The 17,029-nt window shown below is 58.7% G+C and carries 14 protein-coding genes; 5 read left to right on the top strand and 9 right to left on the bottom strand.

Translation table 11 applies throughout. The features are described 5' to 3' along the window. Window positions 1-19: 19 nt before the first annotated feature. Together CFBP4996_RS19540 and CFBP4996_RS19535 are read right to left on the bottom strand one after the other, a co-directional pair. A complete protein-coding gene (locus CFBP4996_RS19540; protein WP_080854133.1) occupies window positions 20-901 on the bottom strand; it encodes a dihydrodipicolinate synthase family protein in 882 nt (293 codons plus the stop codon). A 23-nt stretch (window positions 902-924) separates the two neighbouring features. Next, window positions 925-2,475, bottom strand: a complete 1,551-nt coding sequence (locus tag CFBP4996_RS19535; RefSeq protein ID WP_080854134.1) for an ABC transporter substrate-binding protein — start codon at window positions 2,473-2,475, stop codon at window positions 925-927. A gap of 129 nt (window positions 2,476-2,604) precedes the next feature. Here CFBP4996_RS19535 and CFBP4996_RS19530 point away from each other — a divergent pair, with 129 nt between their 5' ends. Continuing rightward, a complete protein-coding gene (locus CFBP4996_RS19530) occupies window positions 2,605-3,525 on the top strand; it encodes a LysR family transcriptional regulator (protein ID WP_035265027.1) in 921 nt (306 codons plus the stop codon). An 81-nt stretch (window positions 3,526-3,606) separates the two neighbouring features. On the opposite strand, the gene CFBP4996_RS19525 is transcribed toward CFBP4996_RS19530, so the two are convergent. The 7 genes from CFBP4996_RS19525 to CFBP4996_RS19495 all read right to left on the bottom strand — a co-directional run bounded on the left by CFBP4996_RS19525 (window position 3,607) and on the right by CFBP4996_RS19495 (window position 12,109). Further along, entirely contained in the window at window positions 3,607-5,211 is a 1,605-nt protein-coding gene (locus tag CFBP4996_RS19525; protein WP_162936060.1) for a SecDF P1 head subdomain-containing protein, read from the bottom strand. Between the two features lie 66 nt (window positions 5,212-5,277). Next, complete coding sequence (locus CFBP4996_RS19520; protein ID WP_080854135.1) at window positions 5,278-6,321, bottom strand: ABC transporter ATP-binding protein; 1,044 nt, start codon at window positions 6,319-6,321, stop codon at window positions 5,278-5,280. A 15-nt stretch (window positions 6,322-6,336) separates the two neighbouring features. Next, window positions 6,337-7,179: a carbohydrate ABC transporter permease gene (locus CFBP4996_RS19515; protein WP_080854136.1), complete on the bottom strand. Its 843-nt coding sequence runs from the start codon at window positions 7,177-7,179 to the stop codon at window positions 6,337-6,339. Next, complete coding sequence (locus CFBP4996_RS19510; RefSeq protein WP_080854137.1) at window positions 7,169-8,095, bottom strand: carbohydrate ABC transporter permease; 927 nt, start codon at window positions 8,093-8,095, stop codon at window positions 7,169-7,171. Before CFBP4996_RS19510 ends, CFBP4996_RS19515 begins: the two co-directional genes overlap by 11 nt. A 55-nt stretch (window positions 8,096-8,150) precedes the next feature. Further along, a complete protein-coding gene (locus tag CFBP4996_RS19505; protein ID WP_035264965.1) occupies window positions 8,151-9,410 on the bottom strand; it encodes an ABC transporter substrate-binding protein in 1,260 nt (419 codons plus the stop codon). A 28-nt stretch (window positions 9,411-9,438) separates the two neighbouring features. Continuing rightward, a complete protein-coding gene (locus tag CFBP4996_RS19500; RefSeq protein ID WP_080854138.1) occupies window positions 9,439-11,049 on the bottom strand; it encodes an FAD-dependent oxidoreductase in 1,611 nt (536 codons plus the stop codon). A 16-nt stretch (window positions 11,050-11,065) separates the two neighbouring features. After that, on the bottom strand, window positions 11,066-12,109 hold the full coding sequence (locus tag CFBP4996_RS19495; protein ID WP_080854139.1) for a LacI family DNA-binding transcriptional regulator: 1,044 nt from the start codon (window positions 12,107-12,109) through the stop codon (window positions 11,066-11,068). Between the two features lie 359 nt (window positions 12,110-12,468). Here CFBP4996_RS19495 and CFBP4996_RS19490 point away from each other — a divergent pair, with 359 nt between their 5' ends. The 4 genes from CFBP4996_RS19490 to CFBP4996_RS19475 all read left to right on the top strand — a co-directional run bounded on the left by CFBP4996_RS19490 (window position 12,469) and on the right by CFBP4996_RS19475 (window position 17,027). Continuing rightward, window positions 12,469-13,380, top strand: coding sequence for an HNH endonuclease (locus CFBP4996_RS19490; protein WP_080854140.1), 912 nt, complete (start codon window positions 12,469-12,471; stop codon window positions 13,378-13,380). A 420-nt stretch (window positions 13,381-13,800) separates the two neighbouring features. Further along, complete coding sequence (locus CFBP4996_RS19485; protein ID WP_080854141.1) at window positions 13,801-14,070, top strand: acyl carrier protein; 270 nt, start codon at window positions 13,801-13,803, stop codon at window positions 14,068-14,070. Between the two features lie 349 nt (window positions 14,071-14,419). Next, window positions 14,420-15,436, top strand: a complete 1,017-nt coding sequence (locus tag CFBP4996_RS19480) for a substrate-binding domain-containing protein (protein ID WP_035264955.1) — start codon at window positions 14,420-14,422, stop codon at window positions 15,434-15,436. A 70-nt stretch (window positions 15,437-15,506) separates the two neighbouring features. Beyond that, window positions 15,507-17,027: a sugar ABC transporter ATP-binding protein gene (locus CFBP4996_RS19475; RefSeq protein ID WP_080854142.1), complete on the top strand. Its 1,521-nt coding sequence runs from the start codon at window positions 15,507-15,509 to the stop codon at window positions 17,025-17,027. Window positions 17,028-17,029 lie beyond the last annotated feature (2 nt).

The raw sequence follows: 17,029 nt of genomic DNA, 5'->3' as shown, positions 1-17,029 counted from the left end.
ATGTGTGGGATCAGAAAACTCAGAGCGCGCCGACATCACGCAGCACACTGGCGATTTCCGCTCGCGCGGCTTCGCCGAGCGGCATTTGCGGATGCATCGGCGCACCGACGGCAAAACCCTGCAGATCGAGCGCCGTCTTGATGCAGGCGGCGATCGAATATTTCGCGAATATCTCGTTGACCTTCCACATCGGCCGCTGAAGGTCCATCGCACGCGTCCAGTCACCGGCCTTTGCCGCCTCATAGAGCGCAATGCTCTGCTTGGGCACGATACAGGCCGGACCGGCCATCCAGCCCACGCCGCCAATCATCATCACGCAGACAGGGATGTGCGCGGAGGCTGCAAATACCTCCATCCGGCCGCGGGTTCGCTCGATGATGGAAAGCAGGCGCCCCGTATTGGTCGAGGCGTCCTTGATGTAGCGGATATTGTCGACCCGGCTCAGTCGCTCGATAACCGGCAACGAAAGATCGGAACGCTGGAATTGCGGATTGGTATAGAGCACCACCGGACGGCCCTTGGCCGCCCCGGCGATCGCAGTGAAATAGGCTTCCACACCCTCGTCGCTGACCGGAAAATAAGCTTCGAGGATCGCCAGAATGCCATCCGCGCCGGCCGCGACCATATATTCCGTCTGGGCAACGGCGTCGGCAGTGGAAGTCGACGCCACGCCGGCGACAACGGGAACCCGGCCGCGATTGGCCGAGATCACGGTATCGACGACGCGGCGTCTTTGCTCCTGGGAGAGATAGGCAAATTCACCCGTGCTGCCGAGCGGCGTCAGACCATGCACGCCCGCGTCGACCAGGTGGTCCACCAGATCCGTCAGCACACCTGGCATCACCTCGCCGGCGCTATCGACCGGGGAAACGAGATAGGGAAATACACCGCTGAAAGACATGGTGGACCGCTCCTTTTCTTCGATCAGTTCGGCTTCACGTAATAGGGAAGCGTGTAACCGTCGGAACGACCCGCATAGTTGATATCGCTCTTCACCGCCCAGGTGTTGGCGAGATAGAAAACCGGAATGACACCGAGATCCGTCATCGCGATTTCCGTGGCCTTCTTCAGAAGTTCCTCACGCTTGGCGTCGTCGAGCGTCGAGCGGGCTTCGTTCAGGGCCTTGTCGAATTCCGGGTTGGAATAACGACCGCGATTGCCCTGACCGGCCTTTTCGCCGTAGGTCTCGAGGATCGGCCCAAGAACGCCCGAAGCCTCACCGGTTTCGACGGCGGCGCCGCCCATGATGAACGAAAACTCGAGGTTCGAGGCGCGGGTGAAATAGACGCTGCCCGGCAGGGTGGCGACTTCGGTCTTCACGCCGACGCGGCTGAAGAACTGGCCGATGGCCTGCGCAACCTTGCTATCGTTCGGATAGCGGTCATTCGATGCATGGAAGGTCAGCTGGAAACCGTCGGGATAACCGGCCTTCGCCAACAGTTCCTTGGCCTTGGTCGGGTCATAGGCGTCGACATTGATGGCGGGATCATAACCGAAATAACCTTCCGGCACGACCTGGCCGGCGGGCACGCCCTGCCCGTCCATGATGCGGTCGACCAGCGCTTCGCGGTTGATCGACAGGGACAGAGCGCGGCGAACTTCCGGTTTCAGGAGCGGGTTCTTGCCATCCGGGCCCTTGGCGAAAGGCGATTCTTCGCGGGCTTGGTCCATGTGCAGATACATGATGCGGTTGCCGGCAATGTTGACGACCTTGAGCTTGTCGGATGCCTCAAGCCGGCGGGTATCGGCTGTCGGGATACTTTCGATCATGTCGACATCGCCCGAAAGCATGGCGGCAACGCGCGCGCTCGGGTTCTTGAAGACCCGGAAGGTCACCTTGTCCCAGGCAGCTTTTTCGCCCCAGTAAGCATCATTGCGCGCAACAACGACATTATCGTCCGGCGACCAAGAAACGAATTTGAACGGGCCGGTGCCGATAACACCCTTGCCGGTGTTCATTTCGCCCGTCGTAACCTTTTCCATTTCGGCCGGAAGCATCGCGATACGACTGAGATTGTTGAGCAGAAGCGGCGTTGGGCCGGCAGTCTTGATACGGACCGTCAGCGGATCGACGGCTTCGACCTCGGTTATAGCCTTCACGTAAGCGGCAAACGAGCTTGGGCTGTTGGTAGAGGCAAGTGGAATGCGCTTGATGCTGGCGACCACGTCTTCAGCGGTGAAATCGCTGCCGTCGTGGAATTTCACGCCTTCGCGCAGCTTGAATTCCCAGGTCTTGTCATCGACGATTTTCCAGGAAACTGCGAGCGCCGGCTGGATCTGCTGCTTGTCGTCCTGATTGACGAGGCCATCGAAAATGTTGCGCGCCATCGCACTGTTCGGGCCGACGACATAAAATTGCGGGTCCATGGACGTCGTGGAGGCGGAAAGACCAACGGTCAGATCCCGGGCCTCGCTCGCGAACGGCATGGCGAAAACAGACGCTGCCAATGCGGCTGCGAAAACAGAAAACTTCATGACGGGGACTCCTCCAGGTTGTCCGACCCGCGCTCCCTGCGGGTAAAAGACGAATTAACGTTTTACCTGGCAAAAGAAAAATTGCATTTTGTACTTAAGCCATGCCGCAATGTTATGGAAGGAAACCAGGTGAGACTGAAACCAAGGCAGGTCGAAGCGTTTCGAGCCGTGATGATGACCGGTGGCATTACTGCCGCGGCCGAAGCCATGAACGTCACCCAGCCGGCCGTCAGTCGCCTTATCCGCGATCTCGAAGAGATCGTTCAAATGCGGCTGTTCGAACGCGTGGGCGCCAGATTGGTGCCAACCGCCGAAGCCACACAGTTTTATCGGGAGGTCGAGCGGCTTTATCTCGGCCTCGACCAGATTGCTCAGGCCGCCGATGACATACGTGCGCACAAGAACACCGTTCTGCGCATTGGCAGCGTAACGTCGCTGGTTCGCCCCTACCTGCATCGGGCGATTGTCGAAACCATTGGCGACCGGCTGGATATTCCGCTGGTGATCGACGTCGAAAACAGCCGGCATATATGGGATATGGTCGACCAGAACCGCTACGATCTCGGGCTGGTTTTCGGTTCTCCCAGAATGGCGGACAAGAACGCCACGCCTCTGCACAGTTCCTATGCCGTTGCCGCAATGACGGCAGATCATCGACTGGCGTCCCGCCGGGTCGTCACGCCAAATGACCTTCTCGATGAACGAGTGCTCATTCCCGGCCGCAATTCTCCGCTCAGGCTGGCACTCGACCGCGCCTTCTCAATCGAAGATCACCAGCCGATAAGCACGATGGAAACGTCAATGCTGAACTGCTGCCACTTTGCATCGGCGGGTATGGGCGTTGGCATCGTGGATCATACCAGTCTGCGCTCTGCCGGTGCCGAAGTGGTGGCGATACCATTCGAACCGAAGATAGAAGTGTCCTACTACGCGATACGGCCAATCGGTGCGCAGAGAATTGCTGTTCTTGATGAGTTGATTGAGCGCATCCGTCAAATGATGAGCGCCGCAGGAGACCTTGGTTCGTATCTAACACTACGAGAGTCTTGAGGAGATACGGATCGCTCCCGGTTATTGCCTTGCTCGCGTCCTTTGGCGACCAGCAGCGACCGCCATTTCCCTTTTGCAGGATTATGGCGCCAACCGCACAATGATCGTGGCCTCGGAAGACGACAATTTCCGTTCGACGGCCAGAGCTTGCGCTGAATCAAGGCCACTGATGGTGACGCTGCCGCCCATAATCGGCTCTCTCACGACCGGTTCGAAGATGACGTCTCCATCAACCAGCAACTGGGTCTTCTGCCCGAGAGCCGCGCGTGTGAAATCCTCGAAGGCCTTGGCGCTTTCCGGTGTCAAGGCAATTTCCACCGCAGGTCCGGCAACGGGATCGACCGAGGTTTTTACCTTTGCCACCTTGAGCGAAATCGGTGCAATGTCCCCGCCGCTGTCGGCAGGGGTTTTGCCACCCTCATTCTGGTTGGGAGAGGAAGCAGTATCGGCGTCGGCCTTCGGGCGGTACTGGTCCAGGTCGATCGAAGCCTGCGTATTGTTTTTGGGTAGCGGCTCAACGCGTTGGCCAGACAGGGTCTCGGCGGTCCAGGCATGCGGTGCAGGCAGGACCGGTGGCTGATCCTCTCGCCAGATATGCACACCCACGGTGACCTTCATGCCGCCAACACTTGCGACCGTGTTTTCCAGCACTTCGATTGTCGAGCCGTCGCGTGTTGAATTCACATAGGTCACAGTCCGCGACTTGCCGGCGCTTCTGGCCTGCGCCAGTTGCGCATCGGTCAGTTGTTTCGCCCGGTCTGCGAAGCTTGCGATCATGCCATCGATCGAAGATTGCTGGGATTGCAGCAGGGCAGCCGGATCGTAGGTGACCGTCGCGCTGAATGTGGCTGTTTGCCGGGCCTTGTCGGCGGCTTCGAGTTTCCAGACGGTGCTTGTCGGAACGAGCACCCCCTTCAGTTCTTCGCTTCCCGCAACCGTCCATTCCTGCCCGATATCTGTCGTGAAAGCTTCGGAGGACTGCCCGAGCGCAAGGATCATGCTTTCCGGCGCAAGCACGTTGATAACGACAAGAGGATTACCTTTAACGGTCTGGAGCATGCGCGAGGCCGTGTTATCCGACGAGGACGTGGACAGGAGCATTTCCATATTGGCAATGATCTGATCGGCGCCGACAAGCGCCGCCGGAGCACCGCTCGGATCCGCGTCGAATTCCAGCTCCTCGACACCATAAGCGGCGAGCGAATTGCGGAACATGGCGTTCATCGCATAGGAATCCGCAGCACCCGTCGCATCCGGGGGAATGTCCGCGGAAAGTCTCCATTTCATCCGCATCCCCTCGTCGTTCCGCGACAGAACCGTTGCCGATTGACGGAAATCGCCCCGCATGACAACGGATGATGCTTCCGGCTTGTCGAACCAAAGCGACATATCGGTCTCGGTCGTCTTTTGAACCCGATAATGATGCTCGGTCCCGACGGCAGGTTCGTAAGGTGGAACGGTCACACTCTCCGCCGCCTGGGTCGGGCTGGCTGCCATCGTTGTCTGGAATATCAGCCCGGCGGCGAGAAAGAGGGAAGGGACCAGACCGATACTACGGCGCGTTGCGTTCGTGCGAATTTGTGTCTCCCTCCGATTACGGTTTTTCAACACCTGACACGTCGATTTCATACTGTCTATCCCAGGTTCAGCGCCAAACGCCTCCCACAAGCAGTGATTTTTAATCATTGAATCCTGTCTTGCGCTGCGATTCCGCGATCATTGCATTCAGGCGATGTCACGGCGTGCAGTCCGCTAGTTGAGCCGTTGACTGGTTCTGGCATCGAACAGGTGGATCGATGCCAGATCCGGCTGAACCTGGATGGTTGCGCCCGGCTGCGCTTGGACGCGCTCGCGGAAGACACCGATGACCTGGTGATCGCCGATCATCATCGTGACCTGCGTTTCCGACCCCATCGGCTCCACCAATAAAACGGTTGCTGTGAGGCCATGGTTGACCAGTTCGAAATGTTCCGGGCGGATGCCGTAGATCGCTTCGCCTGTGGCAAGGCCGGGCGGGAGGGGCAGGACGACGCCGTCAGCCTCGAAGCCATCGGCGGTAAGTCGTCCCTTGATGAAATTCATCGCTGGGGAACCGATGAAGCCGGCGACGAAGGGATTGGCGGGCCGGTCATAAAGCTCGAGCGGCGCTCCGCATTGCTCGACCCGTCCGGCATTCATCACCACGATCTTGTCGGCCATGGTCATGGCTTCCACCTGATCATGCGTGACATAAACGGTCGTGACCCCCAGACGCTGGTGCAATGCCTTGATTTCACCGCGCATCACCACACGCAGCTTGGCATCGAGATTGCTGAGCGGTTCGTCGAACAGAAAAACCTGAGGATTGCGGACGATTGCGCGGCCCATGGCGACACGCTGCCGTTGCCCACCGGAAAGCTGGCGGGGGAAGCGTTCGAGCAACGGCGTCAGCCCCAATATATCCGCTGCCCAGCTCACCCGCTCGGCGATCTCGGCCTTGCTGCCGCCGCGATGCTCCAGCGAAAATGCCATGTTCCTGGCCACGCTCATATGCGGATAAAGCGCGTAGTTCTGGAAGACCATGGCGATGTCGCGGTCTTTCGGTTCGATCTCGTTGACGACACGGCTGCTGATCGAGATATCGCCGCTGGTCACGGTTTCAAGGCCTGCAATCATCCGCAGCAGGGTGGATTTGCCGCAGCCCGAAGGGCCGACGAGGACAACGAATTCGCCATCGGCAATATCGATATCGACACCGTGGATGGTGGCGAGTGCGCCATAGCTTTTCTTGACGGATCTAAGGGTAACGGGTGCCATGGGTCAGCCTTTCGATTAGCCTTTAAGCCCGGTATGGGCGAGGCCTTCGACGAATTGTTTCTGCGCAACGATGAAGACGATGAGTACGGGGATGGCGGTCATTGTTGCGGCGGCAAGCTGGATGTTCCACATCGGTCCGCCATAGGCGTCGGTAAATTGTGTCAGTGCCTGCGGCAGAGTGAACCTGTCGGGGCTGGAAAGAAAGACGATGGGTTCGAGATAGAGGTTCCAGCTGCCGAGAAATGTGAAGATCGCAACGGCGGCCAGCGCCGGACGGGCAAGCGGCAGGGCGATGGTCCAGAATATCTTCAACCGGCCGAGGCCATCGACCCGGGCGGCCTCCTCCAGTTCCACGGGTAGGGAGATGAAGAACTGGCGCATGATGAAGGTGGCGAAGACCGCCGGCGCACCGAAGATCGGCACCAGGATCAGCGGCCAGTGCGTGTTGACCATGCCCCATTTGAGAAACATCCGGAACAGCGGAACCAGCGTCACTTCGGACGGGATCAGCAATCCCACCAGCACCACCATGAAGATGGCGTTGGCGAAGGGGAACCTGATGCGCGCGAAGGCATATCCGGCCATCGAGGCCACTGCCATGGTGCCGATGGTGACGATTGCGGCGATATAGGCGGAGTTCCAGTATTGCAGCGCGAAGGGCTGTATTCTGAAAACGTCGGAATAGGAGGAAAAATCGAAGGCGCGCGGCCAGATATCCGGCGGAAAGGCAAATATCTGGCTGACGGGTTTGACCGACGACGTGACCATCCACCAGGTCGGAAAGACGAAGGGGACAAGCAGCACGCAGAGTATGAAATAGATCAGCGCCTGCGCGCGTGGGCTGAGTTCAGTTTTCATAGAATACGAACTTTCTGCGCAAGTGCCATTGGATGAAGGTGAGAGCGCCGACAATGACCAGCAGAATGATGGAGAGTGTCGAACCGTAACCGAAGAGGTAGAACTGGAAGGCCTGCTGATAGAGGTAATAAACGAGAACCGTCGTGGAAAAACCCGGTCCGCCCTGAGTGAGGATCATGATCTGCGCAAAGACCTGCAACGCGCCGACGATGGTGACGATGGAAGCGAGCAGGATCGTCGGGCTGATCATCGGCAGGGTGATGCGATAGAACTGCTTGAAGCGCGGCACACCGTCGACGCGCGCGGCTTCGAACAGTTCCCGCGGCACGCCCTGCAGTGCTGCAAGAAACAGGATCATGTTGAGGCCGAGATTCTTGAGCGCCTGCACGACGATGACCGAGATCATCGCCGTCGTTGGATGGCGCAGCCAGTTGGGACCCTCGACGCCGATCATTTGCAGGAGGCCGTTGATGCCGCCATTATTCTGCAACAAGAAGCTCCAGACGATTGTCCAGGCGACCAGCGACACCACGACAGGCGAAAAGAATAGTGTGCGGAACACGGTCATGAAGGCCAGCTTCTGATTCAGGAGCAACGCAAGCCCCAGCGCCAGGCTCATATTGAGCAGGGCAAGTCCGGCCGAGAACACGGCGGTTACGGCCAGCACTTCGCCTATGGCCGGGTCGCTGAGCAGCTTCTGGTAGTTGGCGGCACCGGTGAATCGGAACGATCCCGCCAGCACGTTCCACTCATGCAGCGAATACCAGAAGACCAGCACCAGCGGCACGAGCACAAAGACAACGATACCGATGAGTTGCGGCGCTATGAACAGATAACCGGTGGCGGCGTCCCGGCGCGCCATGGTCCAGAAGCCGCGCCGGGCCTCTTTCTGCGCCGTCTGGAGGGCAAGCGTCATGGCTTTTCGTCCTTCTGCCTTTCGCATGCACGGAAAATCGGATGACCACCAAACGTCAATTGGCCGCCAGCAACGGGTCAAGACGGCTGCAAAGCGCTTGCAGGACAGCCGCGACATCGGCATCGGGTCGCCAGAGACCGTCGAGGCCAGCGCGAACGGTCTGTTGCAGCCGGGCAAAATTGAGAACCTGCTGCGTCGATTGACCGGTGGCGACGCCGCGAATGACCACGGCCTCTATCTGCTCGCGCGACAGCAATGGGTTGGCGGCCGCGAGCACATCGGCGGTAAGCAGGCTCTGCCGTGCCGGCGGGAAAAAGCGCGCGAGCTTGGCTACATTCGGCTTGGAGGAGAAAAACGCCAGGAATTCCGCCGCGAGCTTGGGATTTTTGCCGCTGGCCATGACGCCAATGCCTGCCCGACCTGTAACGGCATAGTCGCCGGCAGGCCCTGTGGGCAACGGCACGAGATCCCAGTCGAAGGCCTTGTCGCCTTTCGGCAGCAGCGATGCGCGGCTGATCTGGGTGGTCGTCATCGCCGCATCCCCGGCAAAGAAATCGGCCGAAACGCCAGGTCCCGGCATGGCTTTCTTCACGAAGATCGCATCGTGGATGAAGCGCATGGCGTCAACCATCTCCGGGCTGGCAAAAGCGCAGGACTTGGTATCCTTCGACCAGGGATAGGCATTCCAGCCGGTATAGACTTCGGCAAGATTCTCCCACGCCTTGTATTCAAAATCACGAATGATCAATCCCTGTTTGCCGGTCGTCGCGACTTTTGCGGCCGTCGCAATGGCATTGTCCCAGTTCCATTCGCCGGCAGCGATCATCTCGGCGGGCGTCTTTGCGCCTGCCGCCCGGATCATGTCGTTGTTGACGAAGACGCCGAAGGGCGATGTCGAGAACGGATAGAGATATTGTACCCCTTCATACGACCAGGCGGTGAGCGTTGCCGGGGGGAAGTCGCCCATGTCGTAACCTTCGGTATTGGCAAAGGTTTCGGTGAGGGGATAAAGCGCCCCGGCCGCCATGAAGTCGGGCGCGGTCGTGTCGAACAGCCAGGCCAGATCGGGCGGGTTGCCGCCGGCGATCTGGGTGGTCAGAGTGGTGGCATAGCCTTCGTAGGCAAGCGAATCGTAGGTGATCTTGACGCCGGGGTGGCTCGCCTCGAACTCATCGGCGATCTCGTTGAACAGGGCCAGATGAGCTTCGTTGGCGCTCCAGATGGCCATCCGCAATTCCTGCGACAGAGCCGGCGAAACCAGCCCGGATGTGACCAGAAAACCGGCCACTGCAATTTTCACTATACTCCTGCGCATAATAATCCTCCCAGATTATACGTATTAGCTAGTAGCCGCGAATATCAGGCCAATGACGCTCCACCCCTTGGCGTTCAATATGGGTATGGAACTCCGCCAGCCGCTTTTCATCGGCATGCACGCCATGCGGGGTCTCGCCCTTGTCGAGGCAATAGGCGGCCAGCATGCCGGCCACTTCGCCGATGTTCCATTCGACCGGATGCAACCTGTAGCAGCCATTGGTGATATGCGTGGTGCCGATATTCTTGGCTGCGGCCAGCAGGTTCGTTTTATGGCGGGGAATAAGGGCACCCAACGGAATTTCGAAAGGGCAGGCGCCGACATCGATATAATTATCGCCGCCCGTCGAGGGGTGCAGGTCGATGCGGTACATGCCGACGCCGATGCTGTCCGGATAATGCACCGCGCCGCGATCGCCGCGCACCGCAAGCGACAGATCCTGTTCCACCACCGTGGTCATGGCACGAATGCGACGGCTTTCGCGTATATAAGGCGCCATTGCCAGGCCATGCTCCGTGCCGGTAATGTCGCCGCGCAGGCGCAGGCCCGGAAAGCCCTGGCCACCATCCGGGCGAGGTGCTTCGGTCTGCATCCAGTAGAACATGGAATAGGACAGGCTTGCCGCGTCGGCCAGCCGCTCGGCATATTGTTCGGGGGTAACGTCGATGATCGGCGCCTCGAAGTAATCGATCATCGGCCAGTTCACGAGGCAGATATCGCTGGCATAGGCGCCGGGCCGAAATGTATGGCGGGCGGCAATACGGCGGAATATCCACAGGCTCATATCGCCGGCGCTGTGACGCTGATCGGCAACGTCGCGTGTTGCGTTGTCGACCGGGTTGGGATCGAAGAACCGGCGGCTGCGCTCCAGTGTGCGCGGATTGGGCGAGTCCCAGCTCAACAGCGGGCCACCCCAGAATTCGGGGGCAACCTGACGCCAGTGGTCGTACCGGGCGGGTTTGTCGATGACATGATTGCCGTCAACCTGATCGACGGCGAAGCAGATCGAGACGGCCTGCTGATTGTGGGGTTGCGCCTCCGCCGGTGCGCTCGGCTCGCCGGTTTCGGATTGGGCCTCGAAACCCGTGACATAATCGGTTGCGGTCAGCGGTAACAGATCGCCCAATTCGGTGGCGTCGATAATGTAGCGGGCCGAGCAGGAAATGAGAGCGCCCGTATTGCAATGGCGCAGCGTCACGGCCCGCACGGTGTCGCCGTCGACCTCCGCTGCGATCGGCTCATAGGGCTTGAGGATGGTCAGCTTGCCGCCGGCGGCGTAAGGGGCAAGCATTGCCTCCATCACCGCCAGCGAAACGCGTGGTTCGTGGCAGAGGCGAGATACATTGCCGTCACCGGGGTTGAGTGTCAGATCCGCCCGGGCGGCGTCCGTCAGCGGATAGTGGTCGCGGTAATATTGCCGTACGCCCGTGCGCAAGGCGCGATAGCTGGCTGTGATCCCGAACTGCTCGACCCAGCTGTGCTCGTCGGGCGGCACGGCCTGGCTGGTCAGCTGGCCGCCAATCCAGTCGAACGCTTCTGTCAGGATAACGCTGCGGCCGTTGCGCAGGGCCCCAAGCGCCGCGGCCACGCCGCCAAGCCCGCCGCCAACCACAAGAATATCTGCATTGTATTCTCTCACGTCAGGTTCTCTTTCCTTAAGTTGGGCCTTGATTTGGGGAGCCGAGCGTTTCGCCCGCCACGATGTCGCAGCCCAGCAGTATCTGCCGTACGGGGCCGGGGGGGCTGGTGAGTGTTTCGACCAGCATGGAGGTCGCCTGCCTGCCCATCTCTTCGCGGGGGATGGCATAGGAGGTGAAGACGCGTTGCGACCGGAGCGTATACGTGCGTGTGCCGCTGCCCAGCACCACGATGGAAAGATCGCCGGGGACGCTCACCCCCTGGGCGCGGGCCTGATTGTCGAAGACAACCGCTTCGGCCACTTCGGCAAAAAAAACGACGCTCGCTCCGCTGGCGCGAACGGCGGCCAGTTGCTCGGCCGGGTCGCCATTTTCGCTTTCGTGGGAATAGACCAGTTCCGCCGTGCCCTCGATTGCGGCGAGAAAACCACGCCAGCGGTCGCTGATGGATTCCGCCGGGCCCGTCGCGCCGATAAAGGCGAAACGGCGATGGCCGGCGACAAGCGCCTCTCGGACAAGAGCATGCGTGGCTGTCACGTAATCCGCGCCAACATAACGCACCGGCCCGCCGGCGTCGTCACGACGACCGACTGCAACATAGGGATAGTCACCGGCAACCAGTTGGGCCAGTTCATCGCGGTCGAACTGACTGCCCAGAATGAGGCACCCGTCTGCAAGTCGAAGCCGACCCGTTTCCCCGAAGATACGCTTGCGCCCGTTATCGTCGCGCGCCGCAGCCGTCATCAGCAGAAGGTCGTAGCCCAATCTCTCCGCTTCCTCCTCTATCCCCATCAGAAAGGGCGTGTAGAAATCCGCCTGCGCAATCGGGAAAGCCGGCTGATAGGTAAAAACACCCAGAATCCGGTTGGCGCCCTTGACCATGCTGCGCGCGATGGGGTCCGCCACATAACCCGTATCCCGAATGGCCTTCAGCACACGCTCCCGCGTTTCAGGCGGGATACGGCCTTCAGCGGATTTCGCCTCGTTGAGCACGAGCGAAACCGTCGCCTGGCTGACCCCCGCGAAGATCGCAATGTCCCGTTGCGTCAAGCGCCTAACCATCGAAACCTCGTTTCCTGCCGACTGCTAATTCGTATTAGCTGCTTATGCGTATAAACAAGGTTTGCGCGAGGATGTCAAGAGTGAGGTACGCCGCGAGGATGTGTTGGTTCCGGCACGGAGAATGGTGCCGCTATAGGCGGCACGCGAAATTGCAAGATGCTTGCTGAATGACTCTCGTGAGAGATGTGAAGAAAATTTTCGCTGCTTTTGGCAAACGCCGTCGGGCCTCGATCTATTGCCAAACTCTATCCCGGATACGCTCAGAAACGAGTGATGCGATCTGGAGATAACAGCTGATTTTGATTGATAATACAAAACCAGGTTGCACTTACCCGTCGCGTTGATGCTAATATTCGCACATGGGATTCGGGGTTTTCATTCATCGGTCAGATTCAATCTACGACGACAGTCCGGCGGAGCAATATCAGTTTCCGAGCCAATATCTCGGACGTGTGCAAGCCTGCGTCGGCGATTGGATCATTTATTACGAGCCGCGCAAGGTTGTAGCGACGCGTGGTTATTTTGCTGTCGCCAAAGTAGCCGAAGTCATTGCCGACCCCAAGGCTTCCGGGATGTATCTGGCTTTGATCGAGCCAGGAAGCTACCTCGACTTTGTCAATCCTGTTGCGTTCGGTGGGCGGGATGGAATTGTCGAGCGCGGGTTGCTGAATGATGAGGGCCGGATTTCCGGCCGTGCGCAGGCGGCCGTGCGCTCGATATCATCGGCAGATTTTAATCGCATCGTCTCTATTGGATTGGCGGAGCTTGAAGTGGAATTGCCGCGGCTTGGTGAGCCGGAGGAAACGGGAGGCCCACTGGCGTTCGAAGACAAGCCTCAGACGCCCTTCGTCTTGGAGGAAGAGCGGGAGCGTGTCACGATGCTCTCTTCGCGCCTTGTTCGAAACCGCCTGTTTCGCCGGCTGGTTTTGCAGGCTTATGACAAGAGATGCGCAATTACAGGCCTGAAGCTTATCAATGGCGGCGGGCGGGCAGAAGTTGACGCTGCGCACATACGTCCTGTCGAGGCAAATGGTCCCGACATCATAAGCAACGGTATCGCCCTTTCAGGCACGGCTCACTGGATGTTCGACCGCGGGCTGATCGGCCTGTCCGATAGCCTCGAAATTATCGTTTCCCGCCAGGCCAATGATCCGGAAAGCATTTTTCATCTGATTAACAAGTCTGGCCGGGCAATCGTGCCAGCTCGGTCATTCGAGAGGCCTCATCCACATTTCTTGCAATGGCATCGGGAGAACTGTTTTAAGGCCTAGGGCTCGGTGCGTGCAATCTGGAGGTTACTGTCCATTGCCCGTTCGGCAGGGCTAGGTCAGATATCGTAGACCTATTTGGTTCAGACCAAAGCGGTCTGCGCTACGTGGTGCCGGACCGGCAATCCATTTCATTGTCTATGTCACCGGAGTGCGCCTGCGAGCCGGATACAATTCATGAAAGCCGGAAAAGTTCCGAGACAGAGAGCGGCCTAAAGGCCGGTTACGGGCAACAATAAATTACAAAATCTTCATTGCAGGTCACTCATTCCGAAGCTTAGATTTTATCGGGGGGAGAAATGAGAGATCAATGTCGAACCTGGGTAGCCTCATATCCCTTTTTGTCTTCGCGATAGGCATTTTCGCCTTCTATCGATGGATGTCGGATGGCATCGGCACGGAAAACAGGAAGTCGGAATCGAGATGGTGAGTTTTTCGGTCCCGACAGATACCGCAGTATCCGAGATAAGAAACCGGGTGACAAAAATCATCGGCGAGCAGCTCGGAATAGCTGATGATAAAATAGTCGATACAGCCGATTTTTCCGAAGATCTGAATGCCGATTCGCTTGAGGTCGTTCAGATCGTCATGGAGATCGAAGAGGAATTTGGCATCGAAATTCCCGATGCTGCCGCAGACAGTTTTTCCACTGTCGGTGATGCCATTCGCTTCATTCAGTTGGCAACGACGTAGTCGATCTGGAAAGGGCGTGTTCGATATGGCGATAATCCATCCCTTCATATACTTTCTTCCCGCCGTTGTCGGCGCCTATGTCCTCTATAAATTTATCCTCTATTTGCTCGGCGCCGATTAGGCGCCGGCCATCGCTTCCGTGCCTTACGGCCCCGGTTTGCCTTGAAGCTCCCCGACGAGAAGCCGTATTCTCCATCCTACCACATGAATTGAAATAAATTTCACATTATAAAATAAAATTCAAACAGCATTGACGGCCGCTCGGTTTCCGGCTATCCCAATTCGCATGCAATAAATTACATCGAATAAAATTTATTGCGGACTAAGTCATTGTCCTTGGGAGGGGAATATGTTGGCTTTTCTGAAATCGACCGCTGCCGCGGGTGTTTTAGCCGTGGCGATTGCCGCTGGTGCCGGTTCGCAGGCCACCGCTGCTGCGGGCAAATTTGCCTGCGAGCCGGGTGAAACCTATGTGATGAACGTGATGGTTTCCAGCCACCCCTATTGGGTCCCGGTCTTCGAGGGGTTCAAGCAGGCTGCAAAGGCGCTCGGCTGCGAGGCCGTTTTCACCGGCACCCCGGAATATGACATCACCAAGCAGATCGCATCTTTCGAGCAGGAACTGGTGAAGAAGCCGAAGGGCATCCTGCTGCACCCGATGCAGGCCGATCCCTTCATCGAACCGATCAACAAGGCGATTGGCTCCGGCGTTTCAGTGACGACTTTTGCGGCGGATTCTCCGAAGTCGAAGCGCACCGCCTATATTACCTCGGACAATGTCGCCGAGGCGAAATTTGCGGCTGACGAAATCGTCAAGAAGCTCGGCGAAAAAGGTGAATATGCCGTTCTGGAAAATCCGGGACAAAGCAATCACGATCTGCGCGTCACGGCCCTCATCGACTATATGGGGCGCACCTATCCGCAGATGAAGCTGGTCGGCCGCCAGGCGACCAATCAGGATTCGAACCTCGCCTATCAGGCCGTCGGCGCATTGTTGCAGGCCAATCCCAATCTGGGTGCCCTGTGGATTCCCGAAGCCGGTTCGGCCGAAGGCGCGACGGCTGCCGTTCTTGAGGCGAAGAAGAAGGTCCTGATCCTGCATGCGGATATCACCCCGGCCACGCTGGAACATATCAAGCAGGGCAATATCTACATGTCCATCAATCCCAATCAGGGTGTGCAGGGCTTCATGGGTTTCATGAACACGTTTCTGGGCGCCCATTCGGATCTGATCGATCCGTTCAACGACTACAAGGTTTCCGGCTTCAACCCGATGCAGGTTCCTTCGATGGACAATGGTTTCGCTGTCATCACCAAGGCGAACGCCGCTTCCTTCGATCTCAACGACTATATGAAGGGGCGCTGACGCGTCGCTCTGGACCCGGCGAGGTTTGCGCCTCGCCGGCCACAAGGGGAAGCAGGTTCGGGAGGGCGTTATGGGTGAGGTCATCCTCAGCATGACGAATATTCACAAGGCGTTTGGCCCTGTGCGGGCGCTGCGCAATGCGGCACTAGAGCTGCGGCGCGGCGAAATCCATGCGCTGGCGGGTGAAAACGGCGCCGGCAAGTCGACGCTGATGCATATCATCGACGGTATTCTGCAGCCGGATGGCGGAGAAATCGTGCTGGATGGCAAACCGGTCAAGATATCCTCGCCCAATGCGGCGAACCGGCTCGGCATCGGTTTCGTGCATCAGGAAATCGCGCTCTGCCCGGAGATTTCGGTCGCCGAGAACATGTTTATGTCGCAGACGGGCCAAAGCCGCTCCTGGTTCATGAACTATCGCGATCTCGAAAAGCGGGCGGCAATTGTGCTGCGGGAAATCGGTGATATCGATCCTACCCGCCGGGCCGGAGACCTGTCGATTTCGCAACAGCAAATCGTCGAAATCGCCAAGGCGCTGACACTCGATTGCCGAATCCTGATCCTCGACGAGCCGACGGCGGCTTTGACCGAGACCGAAGCCCAGACGCTTTTCAGGATCATGCATCGGCTGGCGGAACGAGGCATTGCCATCGTTTATATCTCGCATCGTATGGCCGAGATTTTCGAACATTGCGACCGCATCACGGTCATGCGCGACGGCTGCCATATCAGGACGGAGAATATTGCCGATATTTCCCCGGAGGAGGTCGTCAACAGCATGGTGGGACGGGTTCTCGACAAGCTCTACCCGCCAAAGCTTTCGGAGGATGAAAAATCGGATGACGTCATTCTCTCGGTTCGGGGCCTGAATGAAGGAAAGCGGGTTTTCGATGTCGATTTCGATCTGCGCCGCGGCGAAATCCTGGGGCTTGCCGGGCTGATCGGGGCGGGCCGAAGCGAGATTGCCCGGGCGGTCTGCCGGCTGGAGGGGAAGCCGAGAGGCGAGGTTACGCTGCGCGGCCGGCCGCTGAGGCTCAAGGATTATCGCGACAGCATCCGTGAGGGGCTGGTCTATCTGTCCGAGGATCGCAAGGGGGATGGGCTTTTCCTCAATATGTCCATCGCCTCGAATGTCTCTGCGCTCGATATCGGCAGGGTATCGAACGGCATGGGCTTCATCGAACGGCGCAAGGAAATGAAGCGCGCCGATGAGCTGGGACGCCGGCTGAAATTGCGGGCGAACAGCATCGGCGATGCGGTATCGACCCTGAGCGGCGGCAACCAGCAGAAGGTGGCGCTGGCAAAGATGCTGTCGGTGGAGCCGGAGGTCATCTTTCTGGATGAGCCGACACGCGGGGTGGATGTGGGGGCGAAGGCGGAAATCCATCGCCAGATCAGGGAACTGGCGCGCGAGGGGGTCGGTGTGGTCGTCATCTCTTCGGAACTGCCGGAACTTATCGGCGTCAGCGACCGCGTGCTGGTCGTGCGCGAGGGGCGGATCACGGGTGAGGTCGAGGGCGACGATATGACGGAGGAAAAGATCATGCAGCTCGCATCGATCAATATTGTGCATAGCCCGGAAAGGGCCTGAGG

It is taken from the genome of Agrobacterium leguminum (assembly GCF_005144435.2).
GTDB classification, from domain to species: domain Bacteria; phylum Pseudomonadota; class Alphaproteobacteria; order Rhizobiales; family Rhizobiaceae; genus Agrobacterium; species Agrobacterium leguminum.
This window is presented reverse-complemented; position numbering and strand designations above follow the sequence as displayed.